13 protein-coding genes and 1 pseudogene are annotated in these 14,873 nt (G+C 72.9%); 13 read left to right on the top strand and 1 reads right to left on the bottom strand.

Annotation, left to right across the window (positions count from 1 at the left end; all coding sequences use genetic code 11):
* Nucleotides 1-388 precede the first annotated feature (388 nt).
* The 7 genes from AB0M46_RS48780 (at nucleotide 389) to AB0M46_RS48750 (ending at nucleotide 8,465) form a co-directional block, all read left to right on the top strand.
* Nucleotides 389-832, top strand: a complete 444-nt coding sequence (locus tag AB0M46_RS48780; protein ID WP_363348104.1) for a hypothetical protein — start codon at nucleotides 389-391, stop codon at nucleotides 830-832.
* Nucleotides 832-1,692 (top strand): fructosamine kinase family protein, encoded by an 861-nt coding sequence (locus AB0M46_RS48775; RefSeq protein WP_363348101.1) that lies wholly within the window; start codon nucleotides 832-834, stop codon nucleotides 1,690-1,692. Before AB0M46_RS48780 ends, AB0M46_RS48775 begins: the two co-directional genes overlap by 1 nt.
* A 32-nt stretch (nucleotides 1,693-1,724) precedes the next feature.
* Nucleotides 1,725-2,765 carry a GTP 3',8-cyclase MoaA gene (gene moaA / locus AB0M46_RS48770; protein ID WP_363348099.1) on the top strand — a complete coding sequence of 347 codons (1,041 nt, stop codon included), beginning with the start codon at nucleotides 1,725-1,727 and terminating at the stop codon, nucleotides 2,763-2,765.
* A gap of 8 nt (nucleotides 2,766-2,773) precedes the next feature.
* Nucleotides 2,774-3,010, top strand: coding sequence for a MoaD/ThiS family protein (locus tag AB0M46_RS48765; RefSeq protein ID WP_363348097.1), 237 nt, complete (start codon nucleotides 2,774-2,776; stop codon nucleotides 3,008-3,010).
* Between the two features lie 7 nt (nucleotides 3,011-3,017).
* Nucleotides 3,018-4,202: a metallophosphoesterase gene (locus tag AB0M46_RS48760; protein WP_363348109.1), complete on the top strand. Its 1,185-nt coding sequence runs from the start codon at nucleotides 3,018-3,020 to the stop codon at nucleotides 4,200-4,202.
* Between the two features lie 21 nt (nucleotides 4,203-4,223).
* Nucleotides 4,224-7,451, top strand: a complete 3,228-nt coding sequence (locus AB0M46_RS48755; protein WP_363348094.1) for a UvrD-helicase domain-containing protein — start codon at nucleotides 4,224-4,226, stop codon at nucleotides 7,449-7,451.
* A 126-nt stretch (nucleotides 7,452-7,577) separates the two neighbouring features.
* The gene (locus tag AB0M46_RS48750; RefSeq protein ID WP_363348092.1) at nucleotides 7,578-8,465 is read left to right on the top strand and encodes a hypothetical protein; all 888 of its coding nucleotides are present in this window, start codon (nucleotides 7,578-7,580) and stop codon (nucleotides 8,463-8,465) included.
* A 46-nt stretch (nucleotides 8,466-8,511) separates the two neighbouring features.
* On the opposite strand, the gene AB0M46_RS48745 is transcribed toward AB0M46_RS48750, so the two are convergent.
* Nucleotides 8,512-8,943: a hypothetical protein gene (locus tag AB0M46_RS48745; protein ID WP_363348106.1), complete on the bottom strand. Its 432-nt coding sequence runs from the start codon at nucleotides 8,941-8,943 to the stop codon at nucleotides 8,512-8,514.
* Nucleotides 8,944-9,159: 216 nt separating this feature from the next.
* Between AB0M46_RS48745 and AB0M46_RS48740 the strand changes: the two genes are divergently transcribed.
* The 6 genes and pseudogenes from AB0M46_RS48740 to AB0M46_RS48715 all read left to right on the top strand — a co-directional run.
* Nucleotides 9,160-9,732 carry a DUF1707 domain-containing protein gene (locus AB0M46_RS48740; RefSeq protein WP_363348087.1) on the top strand — a complete coding sequence of 191 codons (573 nt, stop codon included), beginning with the start codon at nucleotides 9,160-9,162 and terminating at the stop codon, nucleotides 9,730-9,732.
* Entirely contained in the window at nucleotides 9,720-10,898 is a 1,179-nt protein-coding gene (locus AB0M46_RS48735; protein WP_363348085.1) for a hypothetical protein, read from the top strand. The genes AB0M46_RS48740 and AB0M46_RS48735 overlap by 13 nt, the downstream gene beginning before the upstream one ends.
* An 87-nt stretch (nucleotides 10,899-10,985) precedes the next feature.
* Complete coding sequence (clpB, locus tag AB0M46_RS48730; RefSeq protein WP_363348083.1) at nucleotides 10,986-13,580, top strand: ATP-dependent chaperone ClpB; 2,595 nt, start codon at nucleotides 10,986-10,988, stop codon at nucleotides 13,578-13,580.
* A gap of 26 nt (nucleotides 13,581-13,606) precedes the next feature.
* Nucleotides 13,607-13,972 carry a hypothetical protein gene (locus tag AB0M46_RS48725; protein WP_363348081.1) on the top strand — a complete coding sequence of 122 codons (366 nt, stop codon included), beginning with the start codon at nucleotides 13,607-13,609 and terminating at the stop codon, nucleotides 13,970-13,972.
* Nucleotides 13,973-14,017: 45 nt separating this feature from the next.
* Nucleotides 14,018-14,686, top strand: a complete 669-nt coding sequence (locus AB0M46_RS48720; RefSeq protein WP_363348079.1) for a hypothetical protein — start codon at nucleotides 14,018-14,020, stop codon at nucleotides 14,684-14,686.
* Nucleotide 14,687: 1 nt separating this feature from the next.
* Nucleotides 14,688-14,873, top strand: a pseudogene (locus AB0M46_RS48715) (hypothetical protein); the annotation flags it as partial.

Genomic DNA, 14,873 nt, shown 5'->3' with positions numbered 1-14,873 from the left:
GCTGAACACGTCCTTCTCGCCCAGCATCAGTTCCTGGGCCACCGGCGTGGTGAACGCGACCTCGAGGGAGCCGCCCAGCGAGTCGCGGTTGCCGCCACGCACATCGTCGAACCGGTGCACACCGTCCTGCGCTCGTACGACGAGGCCCGGGCCGCCCTCGCCGCCGCCGAGTGAGGCGCCAGCGCAGCCCGTCCCGCCCTCGCGGCCGCCGAGTGAGGTGCAGCGCAGTGAGGTGGCAGTGAGGCGGCAGCGCAGCCCGTGCCGCCCTCGTGGCCGCCGAGTGAGGTGCAGCGCAGTGAGGTGGCAGTGAGGTGGCAGCGCGGCCCGTGCCGCGCTCGTGGCCGCTGCCTGAGGTGGCAGGGCGGCGCCGCGCTCGTACGATGACGCCGTGCTGCGCTCACTGCTGCCGCCGCCCGGGGTCGTCCGGGCCGTCCGCCGGGGCGGCTTCGCCCTGCTCGGCCTGCTCAACCTGGCCTGGGGCGGGTGGGCCGTCGCCGCGCCGCGGCACTTCTTCGCCACCTTCCCCGGCGGCGGGCTGCACTGGACGGCGGCGTACCCGCCGTACAACCAACATCTGATCGTCGATCTGGGCGCCACCATGCTGACGCTCGCCGTGCTGCTCCTCGGCGCCGCCGTGGCCGACCGGCCGGTCGTGAGCTGGCTGACCGGGCTGGCCACCGCGGTCTTCGGGACGCTGCACTTCGGCTTCCACGCCCTGCACGGGGGGCAGATGGGCACCGCCGACCGGGTGCTGAGCCTGTTGAGCCTCGTCGGTGGGGCGCTACTGCCACCGGCCCTCGCGGCGACCCACCACCTGGAAGAGTCTGCCTGATGGACCTGCAGTACCTCAGGGAGCACCCGGCCCAGCTCCCGACGTTCATCCAGCACCAGCGCATCCGCGAGACGCCGGTGGCGGGCGGGTCGATCTGCGCCGCCCAGCGGCTCACCCTCGACGACGGCAACTCGGTCTTCGCCAAGTCCCTGGCCGACCCGCCGCCGGGGTTCTTCGCCACCGAGGCGGCCGGCCTGCGGTGGCTGCGCGAGGCCGGCGCGGTCGCGGTGCCGGAGATCATCGCCGAGACCCCGGGCCTGCTCGCCCTGGAGTGGATCGACCACGGCGAGGCGACCCCGCAGGGCGCCGAGGAGTTCGGGCGGGGCCTGGCCGAGCTGCACCGCGCGGGGGCCGACGCGTTCGGGGCGCCCTGGACGGGGTACATCGGCAGGCTCCCGATGCCCAACGAGCCCTCGGCGCTGCCGTGGGGCCCCTGGTTCGCCCAGTGCCGGCTGCGGCCGTTCCTGGAGGCCTCGGTCTATGCGCTGGCGCCCGACGACATCGCGGGCGTCGAGCACATCATGGCCGGGATCGGCGCCTACGGCGGTGACGAGCCGCCCGCCCGCATCCACGGCGACCTGTGGCCGGGCAACGTGCTGTGGGACCGCCGGGGCCGGGCCTGGCTGGTCGACCCGGCCGCGCACGGCGGGCACCGGGAGACCGACCTCGCGCTGCTCGGCCTGTGGGGCGGGGTGGCGCACCACGACCGGGTGCTGGCCGCCTATCAGGAGGCGTGGCCGCTCGCCGACGGCTGGCGGGAGCGGCAGGCGCTGCACCGGCTGTACCTCGTGCTGGTCCACACGGCGCTGTTCGGCGAGGCCTACCGCGAGTCGGTAAGGGCCTTGCTCCGCATGCTGTAGTGACGCCGGGGTATTCGGGTACCGTTCGAATCATGACCCGTTCGGAGCCGCACGAGCCGCCAGGGGCCGGACTGGCCGACCGGCACGGCCGCGTGGCCACCGACCTGCGGGTCTCCCTCACCGACCGGTGCAACCTGCGCTGCACCTACTGCATGCCCGCCGAGGGCCTGGACTGGCTGCCCAACCCGTCGCTGCTCACCGACGCCGAGGTCGTGCGCCTGATCGACGTCGCCGTGCACCGCCTCGGCGTCACCGAGGTCCGCTTCACCGGCGGCGAGCCGCTGCTGCGCCGCGGGCTGGTCGACATCGTCCGGTCCGTGGCCGCGCTGCCGGGCCGCCCCCGCACGATGCTCACCACCAACGGCATCGGCCTGGCCCGGCTGGCCGCCCCGCTGGCCGCCGCCGGCCTGGACCGGGTGAACGTCTCGCTGGACACCACCGACCCGGCCCGGTTCCGCGAGATCACCCGCCGGGACCGGCACGCCGACGTGGTCGCGGGCCTCGCCGCCGCGGCCGAGGCGGGCCTGCTGCCGGTCAAGATGAACGCGGTACTGCTGCGGGGCCTCAACGACGACGAGCCCGTCGAGCTGCTGCGCTTCGCCCTCGAGCGGGGCTACGAGCTGCGCTTCATCGAGCAGATGCCGCTGGACGCCGGCCACACCTGGCGGCGCGAGGAGATGATCACCGGCGCCGAGATCCTGGCCCGGCTGCGCGCCGCGTTCGTCCTGCACCCCGACCCGCAGGCCCGCGGCGGCGCCCCCGCCGAGACCTGGGTCGTCGACGGGCACGCCGCGGTCGGTGGCGGCCCGGCCCGCGTCGGCGTCATCGCCAGCGTGTCCAGCCCCTTCTGCGGCGCCTGCGACCGCACCCGGCTCACCGCCGACGGGGCAGTGCGCTCGTGCCTGTTCGCCCAGGAGGAGACCGACCTGCGCGGGGCCCTGCGCGCCGGGGCGACCGACGAGGAGATCGCCGACCTGTGGCGCAAGGCGATGTGGGCGAAGCCGGCCGGGCACGGCATCGACGACCCCCGGTTCCTGCAGCCCGCCCGCCCGATGTCCGCGATCGGAGGCTGACTCTCAAGGTGCTGCTCGTGCGTTACTTCGCCGGGGCCCGCGCGGCCGCCGGCGTGTCCGAGGAGAAGCTCGAGGCGGCGACGCTGGGCGAGCTGGAGGCCGCGATCACCGCGGACCGCCCGCGCCTGTCCGACGTCCTCGCCGCCTGTTCCTTCCTGGTCGACGGCGTGTCCTGGCGCGACCGGGCGGCGGCCCTGCCGGCCTCCGCCACGATCGACGTGCTCCCGCCGTTCGCGGGCGGCTGAGCTGGTGATCTTCGCGTTACTGCCCGTCGTGCTCCTGGTCGTCGGGGCGCTGCACTGGTACCTCTGGAAGCGCCTCGTCAAGGACACCACCCGCACCCGTCGCGCCCGCCGGCTCGGCACGGCCCTGGCCGTCCTGCTGGCCCTGGTCATCCCGGCGACGCTGGCCCTGTCGCGGACGCTGCCCCACTCCCGGCAGGCGCTGGTCGCGTGGCCCGGCTTCCTGTGGCTCGCGCTCATGTTCTACCTGCTGGTGACCCTGCTGATCCTGGAGATTCCACGCCTGGCCCTGCGCCTGTGGAAACGCCCCGCCAGGGTGGTCGCCGCGGCCGTCGAGGTGGTCGAGGCACCGGCGGCGCCACAGGACGACATCTCCGAGTCCCGGCGGTTGCTGCTCGGCCGGTCACTCGCCGTCACCGCCGGGGTGCTCTCCGCCGGTGCCGTGGGGATCGGGGCGTCCCAGGCGCTCGGGGCGCCCAACCTCAAGCGGGTCCCGATCCGCCTGGCCAAGCTGCCGGCCGCCATGGACGGGTTCCGCATCGCGCTCGTCTCCGACATCCACCTCGGCCCGCTGCTCGGCCGCGCACACACCGAGCGGATCGTGCGGATGATCAACGGGGTGGAGGCCGACCTCGTGGCGATCGTCGGGGACCTCGTGGACGGCACCGTCGCCGAGCTCGGCCCGGCCGCCGAGCCGCTGCAGGACCTGCGGGCCAGGCACGGCAGCTTCTTCGTGACCGGCAACCACGAGTACTTCTCCGGCTACCGCGAGTGGGTGGACGAGGTGAACTCGCTCGGCGTGCGGGTCCTGCGCAACGAGCGGCTGGAGATCCAGGGCCTCGACCTCGCCGGGGTGAACGACGCCACCGGCGGTGGCTCCGGCGACGCCCCCGACTACGCCAAGGCGCTCGACGGCCGCGACGCCACCCGGCCCGTGGTGCTGCTCGCCCACCAGCCGGTCCAGGCGCACGAGGCGGCGAAGCGCGGCGTCGACCTGCAGCTGTCCGGGCACACGCACGGCGGTCAGATGGCGCCGTTCAACCTGCTCGTCGGGCTGCAGCAGCCGGTCGTGGCGGGCCTGGGCACGGTGGGCGGCACGCAGGTGTACGTCACCCGCGGTGCCGGCTTCTGGGGCCCACCGGTACGTTTCGGGGCACCCCCGGACATCTCGGTAGTGGAGCTGCACGGCGCGTAAGCGGCGCCGCCCCGGGCGCCTGTGATTGGATGCAGCGTGCCCTCGAACGCCGCTCCCCCAGAGACGTTCGTCGCCGACCTGCACATTCACTCGCGGTATTCCCGGGCGTGCAGTCGCGACCTCAGCATCGAGACGCTCACCTGGTGGGCGCGGCGCAAGGGCATCACGCTGCTCGGCACCGGGGACTTCACCCACCCCGCCTGGCACGACCACCTGCGCGAGGCGCTCGTGCCGGCCGAGCCGGGCCTGTACCGGCTGCACCCGGACCGCGAGGCCGACATCCTGCGCCGGCTGCCGGCCCGGCTGGCCACGGCGGAGCAGGCCGTGCGGTTCATGCTGTCGGTCGAGATCTCCACGATCTACAAGCGCGGTGACCGCACCCGCAAGGTCCACCACCTGATCTACCAGCCCGACTTCGAGGCCGCCGGGCGGTTCAACACCGCGCTGGGACGCATCGGCAACCTCGGCTCCGACGGCCGGCCGATCCTCGGGCTGGACTCCCGCGACCTGCTGGAGATCACCCTCGAGGCGAGCCCGGACGGGTTCCTGGTGCCCGCTCACATCTGGACGCCGTGGTTCTCGGCCCTGGGCTCGAAGTCGGGCTTCGATGCGATCGCCGACTGCTACGCCGACCTGGCCGAGCACATCTTCGCCGTGGAGACCGGCCTGTCCTCCGACCCGGAGATGAACTGGCGGGTGTCGTCGCTGGACCGCTACCGCCTGGTCTCCAACTCGGATGCGCACTCGGCGCCGGCGCTGGCCCGCGAGGCGACGGTACTGCGCGGCGAGCTGTCCTACACCGGCGTGCGCGACATGCTGCGCACCGGCGACGGGCTGGCCGGCACGCTGGAGTTCTTCCCCGAGGAGGGCAAGTACCACGCCGACGGGCACCGGGCGTGCGACGTCAACTGGCCGCCGGCCCGCACCCGGGAGGCCCAGGGGCGCTGCCCGGAGTGCGGCAAGCCGCTCACCGTGGGCGTCCTGCACCGCGTCGAGGAGCTGGCCGACCGGGCGGAGGGCTACGTGCCGGCCGGTGCCCCCACGGTCACCCACCTCATCCAGCTGCACGAGATCCTGGGCGAGATCAACGGCGTCGGGCCGAAGTCCAAGACGGTCGACGAGAAACTGGCCGGGCTCGTCGCCGAGCTCGGGCCGGAGCTGGCCATCCTGCGGGACGTGCCGGTCGAGGACGTGACCCGGGCCGGCGGGGAACTGGTCGGGGAGGCCATCGCGCGGCTGCGCCGCGGGCAGGTGCACCGCACGCCCGGCTACGACGGCGAGTACGGCGTGATCCGCCTGTTCGAGCCCTCCGAGCTGCGGGGGAGCGCGCAGGAGGACGTGCTGTTCGACGTACCGATGCCGGTTCTTCCCAAGCAGCGCAAAGTGGAAGCGGCCCCGAAGGCCCAGGCCAAGCGGCGCCGGCCGCAACCCGCGGAGCCCGCGCCGCCCCCGCCCCCGATCGCCCCGCCGCCGTCGCCGCACGAGCCCCTCGAACCGATGCTGGCCGGCATGGAGGAGGTCGGCACCGGGCTGCTCGACCGGCTCGACGCGCTGCAGCGGGTGGCCGCCTCCGCGCCCGGCGGGCCGCTGCTCATCGTGGCCGGCCCCGGCACCGGCAAGACCCGCACGCTCACGCACCGCGTCGCCTACCTGTGCGCCGAGCTCGGCGTCTACCCCGAGGAGTGCCTGGCCATCACGTTCACCCGGCGGGCCGCCGAGGAGCTGCGCGAGCGGCTGGAGGGGCTGCTCGGGCCGGTGACCGAGGCGGTGACGGTCTCCACGTTCCACGCGCTGGGCCTGTCGATCCTGCGGGAGCACGCGGCCGCGGTCGGGCTGACCCCGCAGTTCCGCATCGCCGAGGAGGCCGACCTGCTGGCCGCCCTCGAGCCGCTGCCGGAGCGCGAGGCCCGCAAGGCGCTCGTGGCGATGGAGCCGGCCACGAAGGAGTCGCTGGCCAAGGCGCTGCGGGCGCGCGACCTGGTGTCGCTGGACGAGCTGCTCACGCTCACCGTGCAGCTGCTGAGCGAGTCGCCCGCGCTGGTCGAGCGCTACCGGGCGCGCTGGCGGTGGATCTTCGTGGACGAGTACCAGGACGTCGACCCGGTGCAGTACGAGCTGCTGCGGCTGCTGTGCCCGGCGGGCGGCAACCTGTGCGCGATCGGCGACCCCGACCAGGCCATCTACGCCTTCCGCGGCGCCGAGGTCTCCTTCTTCCTGCGCTTCACGGCCGACTTCGCCACCCCCGAGGTCGACGCCCGGGTGGTCCGGCTGACCCGCAACTACCGCTCGTCGGCGCCGATCCTGGCCGCCGCGGTGCAGGCCATCGCCCCCACCACGCTGGTGCCCGGGCGGCGCCTCGACCCGGCCCGGCTCGACCTGGAGGCGCCGATGGTCGGGCTGTACCCCGCCGCCTCCGTCGCCGACGAGGCCGACTTCGTCGTGCGGACCGTCGACGAGCTGGTCGGCGGCCTCTCGCACCGCTCCCACGACAACCGGGTCGACTCCCGGGCCACGGTCGGGGCCATGTCGTTCTCCGACATCGCGGTGCTCTACCGCACCGACGGCCAGGCCGCCCCGATCGTCGACGCACTGTCGCGGGCCGGCGTGCCGGTGCAGAAGCGCTCGCACGACCGGCTGCTCGACCGTCCCGGCGTGGCCGCTATCGCCCGCGAGCTGCGCTACGCCGAGGGCCTCGGCGGCTCGATCGCGGCCCGGGTGCGCCTGGCCGGTCAGGTCGTGGCCGGCCGCTGCGGCCAGCTGGACAGCGCCCTGATCGGGCTGAGCGAGGCCGACGTGTGGAACGCGGTCGACCTGATGACCCCGCCCGCGCTGCGGGCCGGCGCCGACCTCGACGAGTTCCTCGGCGCGCTGGCCACCGGCGCGGAGGTCGACGGCTGGGACCCGCGGGCCGACCGGGTCAACCTGCTCACCCTGCACGCCTCGAAGGGCCTCGAGTTCCCGGTCGTGTTCCTGGTCGGCGTCGAGGACGGGCTGCTGCCGCTGCGCGCCCACGCCGGCGCCCGGCCGTCCGAGGACGATGTCGCCGAGGAGCGCCGGCTGTTCTTCGTCGGCCTCACCCGGGCCCAGGACCGGCTCTTCGTCTCACACAGCCGCAGCCGCTTCCGGCACGGCTCCGAGCGGGAGATGGCACCCTCGCCGTTCATCGCCGCGATCGACGCCGGCCTGCTGGAGCGGCGCGGCGCGGCGGCCCCGCGCAAGCCCAAGGACCGGCAGCTCCGGCTGATCTGACGGCTGTGGCGAAGCCGGACTGGCGCGGATCCGTGAGTTCACGGCGGCCCGGGTGGCGCTACCGTGGCTGCATCGACGCGGATAGGCTCACGACGCCGACCACCGGCCGAGGACCAGGAGGACATCATGTCGGGTTACGGACCGCCGGGCGGCCCGAACCGGGGTCAACCTCAGGACCCATGGCAGCAGGGTGGCGGGGGCGGGGGCGGTCAGCATGACCCCTACGGCCAGCCGTCGTGGGGCGAGCCTGAGCCGTATCCGGGCTCGGGTGCCGGCGGTTACGGCGGCCAGGGGGGCTACGGCAACCAGGGTTACGGGAACCAGGGACAAGGCGGCCAGGGCCAAGGCAACCAGGGGTACGGCAACCAGGGCTATGGCAACCAGGGCGGCTACCCCGGCCAGGGGTACGACGACCGGCAGGGCTACGGCGACGACCGCACCTACCAGCAGCAGGGTGGCTACCGCCCGTACGACGACGAGCCGCCGGGCTACAACGATGGCCCCCCGCAGTGGCTCCCATCGCAGCCGGAGCGGAAGAAGCGCTCCGGCGGCGCCACGGTCCTGGTCGGCCTGCTCGTGCTGCTCCTGCTCGGCGGCGTCGGGGCCGGCGCCTGGTACATGCTGAAGGGCAACAAGACGGACGACACGACCGCCTCGCCGGGCGGCACCTCCTCGTCGGCCCCCGCGAACACCAGCGCCGCGCCCAGCGCCAAGTCCTCGGGCGGCGCGGCGCCCAGCGGCAACCCGTCGGGCAAGGCGAGCGGCGGCGGCGTCCAAGCCGGCGACGCGGCCAACGCCGCCGTCGGCGACTGCCTGAAGAACGTGGGCAACAACGACAAGCCGGTCATGCAGAAGACGCAGTGTGCGGCCGGGACGTACGAGGTGCTCAAGAAGATCCAGGGCACCACGGACAAGAACAAGTGCGAGGGCACGCCCGGTTACTCGCACAACTACTACTTCGACAGCCAGGTCGACGCGCAGGACTTCGTGCTCTGCCTGAAGATGCGCAGTTAACCCGGGCTCGGGAAAAGGGGAGGGGCCGTCGGCCGCTCCCCTTTTTTCAGCTGATCCGCCGGGGCTGGCGGACCAGGCCGCCCTCGCACCAGTCGTGGTACTCGAAGAGCTCCGGCCGGGCCAGCAGCATCCGGGCGTTGTGCGCCCAGGTGGTCAGCAGCTCGTCGCCGTTGCCCTCGGCCTGCTCCACGAACTTCTTCAGCCGCCGCTTCGGGTGGGCCCGGAAGTGCGTGCGGATCCCGTCCGCCGCGTAGATGTAGAGGCAGTGCAGCGCGAAGCGGCGAGCCGGGCAGGCCGGGTCCATCGCCAGCTCGAACAGCGTGCCGATCAGCCGGTCGCCGGCGACCAGCAGGTCCCAGTCCGGGGGCATCGTCTGCAGCAAGGAGGCGTCGGGGTGGTAGGCCCACGCGCGCAGCTCCGCCGCGGTAGGGTCGACCGGGTTCGCGAATCCTCGGAATCCCGCCTGTGTCACGCTCACCATCAGCTCCCGTGGCCAGCGGGTGATCACGAGCGATGCCGCCACATCGCCATGGTCCTCGTTTCGGCGACAACTTAGCCCGCCACCAGGGGGCATGGGAAGAGGGCAAGCGGCTCATTACTCTCAGTAAACGCCAATAAAAGCGGGTGATTCGCCCGAAAGAGGGCGCGGAAACGCAGGATGTCAATGCATCCCGATGGGGTCTACAGTGTCGTCGTGAGCACGGACCGTCCGGACATGCGGATCTCCGACGCCGAGCGGGAGCTCGTGGTCGCTCAGCTCAACACGGCGGTCTCCGAGGGCCGGCTCACCCTCGCGGAGTTCGAGGAGCGCGTGGACGGCGTGCTGCGCTCTCGCACCTACGGCGAGATCGAGCCCTACGTCGGCGACCTGCCGCTGAAGGGCCCGACAGCGGTCCCCGAGCAGATGGAGATCCGCAACCAGGCCTCCAGCCTCAAGCGCCAGGGTCGCTGGACCGTGCCCCGCCGGCTGCTGATCAGCACCCGGGCCGGCAACGTGAAGCTCGACTTCACCGAGGCCGTGTTCACCACCTCGGTGGTGGAGGTGCGGCTGCAGGCCCGCTCCAGCTCGATCGAGCTGGTGCTGCCGCGCGGCGCCACGGCCGACATCGACAGCATCGCCCCGCACGCGAGCTCGCTGAAGCAGAAGGTCCCGGCCGCCTACGACGCCGCACCCGGGCAGGGCGTGGTGTTCCGGATCGGCGGCGAGGTGCGCAGCAGCAGCGTGCGGGTGCGCTACCAGCGGCGGTTCTGGCGGTGGCGGTGGTAGGAGCGCCGGTCCCGCGGCGACTGCGCCGCCCGGCCCTCGCCGTCGCGCTGGCCGCCGCCTTGCTGGCCACGCTGACCGCCGGCTCGTGCGCCCCGGCATCCTCCGCCCAGCCCCAGCAGACGCCCCACGACGACGTCTCCTACGAGGACATCCCGACCGTCAACCCCTCCGACGACCCGCACAACCGCGAGAACGTCCTGCCGGTCCCGAAGGGCACCTCGCCCCGCGGCGTCGAGTTCGCCGATCCGGACACCGGCTACGCCCTCTTCACCTCCTGCGTGGCCGGGCAGGCCTGCGTGGTCGGGCTGGCCCTGACGCTCGACGGCGGGGGCAGCTGGGTCGCCCGCGACCTGCCCTTCAACGACGCGATCGACGTCGACATGCACGTCGGCCGGGGCAACGTGCTGATCATCAAGGCCGCGCCCGACGGCTACTACGTCTCCCGGGACACCGGCCGCACCTTCGACAAGCGCCCGCTGACCCCGCCGCCGGCCGAGCTCCAGCTGGCCGAGCCGCAGTACTCGGTCGGCTGCCAGGACCTCGCGGCCAGCGGCTGCCCGGATGTCCAGCCCTGGGTGATCGGCGACGACGGCACGCGCCGGTCGCTGCCGTCGCGGCCGTCGGGCGTGCACCGGTTCACCGGCCTGACCGCCGCGGCCGACGGCACGCTGTGGCTGACCGCGCAGGCCGACGCGATCGCCTCCCCGGAGCCGGGCGCGACGATCAGCGTGTGGTCCAGCGCCGACCACGGCAAGACCTGGCAGCCGCAGGGCACCGCGCACGCCATCGACCCGACGACGACCGTCCGCCCCGTGGTGCGCCCCGACGGCGGCGACGTGTGGCTGGTCGGCGCGCGCTTCGCCGCCCGCCGCCAGCCCGGCTCGAGCAGCTGGGTCGAGGCCACCGCGATGCGCGAGGTGGCCGAGGTGTTCAGCGCCGAGGTGCTGCCCGGCGGCGCGGTGCTGATCGCCAGCAACCAGGGTGTGTGGACCGTCGACACCGGCCAGCGCGTCCGCGACCCCGGCGCGCGGCTGATCTTCCGGCTCCGGCGCCTGGACGCCACGACGATCCTCGGCTACCCCGCCCAGCAGTCCGGCGACGTCTGGCTGTGCACCGTGCACGACAAATCGTGCGAATGGACACACGTTGCGGTAAGCGCGCGGTGACGACGAGCGAAACCTAGGTTGAGTGGAATAGACTCAAGTTCGGTGGTGTCGTACCTGCCGTAGGACGCGCACTGGAACGAGGAGTCGATGAACGCCGAACGCCTGACCACCAAGAGTCGCGAGGTCATCAAGGCCGCCGTGGACGCAGCGAGCCAGCGCGGACACGCGACCGTCGAATCCTGGCACCTGCTACTGGCGCTGCTGGACACCGGCGGCTCGACCGCGACCGGCCTGCTGCGCGCGGTGGGGGCCAACGCCGCCGACGTGCGCCGCGCCGCGCTGCACGCCGTCGAGAAGCTGCCCAGCGCCCGCGGCTCGAGCGTGGTGGAGCCCAACGTCGCTCGCGAGTTCGCCAACGCGATCGCGGCCGCCGAGCAGATCGCCCGGCCCCTCGGCGACGAGTACACCTCGACCGAGCACCTGCTGGCCGGCCTCGCCCGGGTCGGCGGGGCGGTCGCCACGCTGCTGAAGGACGCCGGCGCGACCGAGCAGACCCTGGTCGCGGCCTTCCCGCAGGTGCGCGGCGGCGACCGCAAGGTGACCACGGCCGACCCGGAGCAGACCTTCCAGGCGCTGGAGAAGTACGGCGTCGACCTGACCCAGGCCGCCCGCGACGGCAAGATCGACCCGGTGATCGGCCGCGACGCCGAGATCCGCCGGGTGATTCAGGTGCTTTCCCGCCGTACCAAGAACAATCCGGTCCTGATCGGTGAGCCCGGCGTCGGCAAGACCGCGATCGTCGAGGGCCTGGCCCAGCGGATCGTGGCCGGCGACGTGCCCGAGTCCCTGCGGGACAAGCGGCTGGTCAGCCTCGACCTGGGGGCCATGGTGGCCGGCGCGCAGTATCGCGGCCAGTTCGAGGAGCGCCTCAAGTCCGTCCTGGAGGAGATCAAGGGCTCCAACGGGCAGGTCATCACCTTCCTCGACGAGCTGCACACCATCGTGGGCGCCGGCAAGGGCGAGGGCTCGATGGACGCCGGCAACATGCTCAAGCCGATGCTGGCCCGCGGCGAGCTGCGGATGGTCGGCGCGACCACGCTGGACGAATACCGCGAGCACATCGAGAAGGACCCCGCCCTGGAGCGGCGCTTCCAGCCCGTGGTCGTCGGCGAACCGTCCACCGAGGACACCATCGGCATCCTGCGCGGCCTGAAGGAGCGCTACGAGGTGCACCACGGCGTGCGGATCACCGACGCCGCGCTGGTCGCCGCCGCGACGCTGTCCGACCGGTACATCACCGACCGGTTCCTGCCCGACAAGGCCATCGACCTGGTCGACGAGGCCGCGTCCCGGCTGCGCATGGAGATCGACTCCCGGCCGACCGAGGTCGACGAGGTCGAGCGCAACGTGCGCCGGCTCGAGATCGAGGAGATGGCGCTGGCCAAGGAGCCCGACGCCGCCTCGGCCGAGCGGCTGCAGCGGCTGCGGGCCGAGCTCGCCGACCGGCGCGAGCAGCTCACCGCCCTCACCGATCGCTGGCAGAACGAGAAGCAGCACATCCAGAAGATCTCCAACACCAAGGAGCAGCTGGAGACGCTGCGCGGCGAGGCCGAGCGGGCCGAGCGCGACGGCGACCTGGCCCGGGCCTCCGAGCTGCGCTACGGCGTGATTCCCCAGCTGCAGCACGAGCTGACCCAGGCCGAGGCCGAGCTCACCGCCCTGCAGTCCTCCGGCGCGATGCTGAAGGAGGAGGTCTCCGCCGACGACATCGCGGCCGTGGTCGCGTCCTGGACCGGCATCCCGGCCGGCCGGCTCATGGAGGGCGAGACCGCGAAGCTGCTGCGCATGGAGGACTCCCTGCGCAGCCGGGTGGTCGGCCAGGAGAAGGCGATCCAGGCGGTCTCCGACGCGGTGCGCCGCGCGCGGGCCGGCATCGCCGACCCGGACCGCCCGACCGGCAGCTTCCTGTTCCTCGGCCCGACCGGCGTCGGCAAGACCGAGCTGGCCAAGGCGCTGGCCGAGTTCCTGTTCGACGACCAGCGCGCGATGGTCCGCATCGACATGAGTGAGTACGGCGAGAAGCACACCGTCGCCCGGCTGGTCGGCGCCCCGCCCGGCTACGTCGGCTACGAGGAGGGCGGCCAGCTCACCGAGGCGGTGCGCCGGCGGCCGTACACGGTCGTGCTGCTCGACGAGGTCGAGAAGGCCCACCCCGACGTGTTCGACATCCTGCTGGCCGTGCTCGACGACGGCCGGCTCACCGACGGGCAGGGCCGCACGGTCGACTTCCGCAACGCGATCCTCATCCTGACGTCGAACCTCGGCTCGGAGGTGCTGGCCGACGACCCGACGCTCAACGCCGAGCAGCGCCACGACGCGGTGATCGCCGCCGTGCGGGGCCACTTCAAGCCGGAGTTCGTGAACCGGCTCGACGACATGGTGGTGTTCGACGCATTGTCGCAAGCGGATCTGCGTGCGATCGTAGAGATCCAGCTCAATGTGTTGAGCCGGAGGCTGGCCGAGCGCCGGCTCACGCTCGAGGTGTCCGACCAGGCGCGTGACTGGCTTGCCAGTCTTGGGTATGACTCCGTCTACGGTGCCCGACCCCTGCGCCGCCTGGTGCAGACGTCGATCGGTGACCAGCTCGCGCGAGCGCTGCTGGCCGGCGAGATCCGTGACGGCGACCGTGTCGTGGTCGACCTGTCCGACGACAAGAAGGCGCTCACGGTGACCGCCGGGTAAGTGCAGTCCGCGAAGGGGTACGGCAGATGCTCTGGAAGAAGCAACGGTTCGACGACGAGCTGCGTCAGCTCGCCGACGCCGACACGCTCGCGTTCGGCGGGGTCGGCATCGCCGGGACCCTCCTGCCCGCCACCAAGGCGTATTTCGCCGTCGAGGAGGGCCTGCGCCAGCACGGGGACGAGCTGCGTCCCCGGCTGGAGGCCCTCCTCGACCGGGCCACCCCGGCCGGCCGGGTCTACGCCGCCGAGCTGCTCACGCACACCGACGCGGCGGCCGGGCGGGCCGCCTGGCTGCGGCTGGAGGACTCACACGCCGAGGTGAAGACGTTCAACGGCTGCATCATGGGCAGCACGACGGTGGGGCGCTACGCGGCGGAGCGGCTGCGCGATTAGATTTTGAGCCTGCGCCATTCGCGTCGCGTCGATACGGTGGGGCCCATGTCATTCGCCGTTCCAGCCGGGGCCCCACGCGCCCGGCCGTCCACCGTCAGCCTCGCCGTGGTGCTGCTGTTCGCGGCCGCGGCGATCGAAGTCATCAGCGTGATCCTTTCGCTGCTGTACGCCCAGAAGATCGCGGACGCCACGAAGCAGATCTACGACCGGGCCGGCATGCAGTCCAGCAACGCCGGCCTGACGATCGGGACGACCATCGAGGTGGTCGTCGGCTTCATCATCGTCGCGATCCTGGTGCTGCTCGGCTTCTTCGTCGGCCGCGGCAGCCAGGTGGCCCGGATCCTCACGTGGGTCTTCGGCGGCATCGCGTTCTGCTGCAGCCTCTTCGCGGTCGGCTCGACCCTGTTCACCCAGACGTTCTGGGACCAGGCCCGCAAGACCAACGCGAACCTGCCCACCTATGCCGAGTACGAGCGGATCGTCTACGCGCAGGTCCCCGGCTGGTACCGCCCGGTGACCACGGTGCTGGGCATCCTGCTGATCATCGCCATCCTGCTGCCGATCATCCTGCTGGCGCTGCCGGCCTCGCACCCGTACTTCCGCAAGCAGCAGGCCGAGTGGGAGCCCCCGGCTCCCGGCTCGGGGCCCGGCTTCGGTGGTGGGTACCAGGGCCCGCAGCCGGGTCAGCCCGGCTTCGGACCGCCACCACAGTAAGTTGACCGCCCTTGTCACCGGGGCGACCGCGGGCATCGGCGCCGCGTTCGCCCGCGAGCTTGCCGCCGCGGGCCACCGGCGGATCCGGCTGGCCCCCGGCGGGGACCGCCACCCCGCCCAGGCCGCCGAGCAGCCCGTCCCCCACGCGCCCCAACACCCCCACCACCCCACCCCGCCCCCCAGCGAC

Source organism: Dactylosporangium sp. NPDC051485, assembly GCF_040682015.1.
GTDB lineage: Bacteria > Actinomycetota > Actinomycetes > Mycobacteriales > Micromonosporaceae > Dactylosporangium.
This window is presented reverse-complemented; position numbering and strand designations above follow the sequence as displayed.

Coding starts and splice junctions, on each gene's coding strand:
- moaA (WP_363348099.1), top strand. CDS start 1,725: ATGACCCGTTCGGAGCCGCACGAGCCGCCAGGGGCCGGACTGGCCGAC.
- AB0M46_RS48775 (WP_363348101.1), top strand. CDS start 832: ATGGACCTGCAGTACCTCAGGGAGCACCCGGCCCAGCTCCCGACGTTC.
- clpB (WP_363348083.1), top strand. CDS start 10,986: ATGAACGCCGAACGCCTGACCACCAAGAGTCGCGAGGTCATCAAGGCC.
- AB0M46_RS48725 (WP_363348081.1), top strand. CDS start 13,607: ATGCTCTGGAAGAAGCAACGGTTCGACGACGAGCTGCGTCAGCTCGCC.
- AB0M46_RS48720 (WP_363348079.1), top strand. CDS start 14,018: ATGTCATTCGCCGTTCCAGCCGGGGCCCCACGCGCCCGGCCGTCCACC.
- AB0M46_RS48750 (WP_363348092.1), top strand. CDS start 7,578: ATGTCGGGTTACGGACCGCCGGGCGGCCCGAACCGGGGTCAACCTCAG.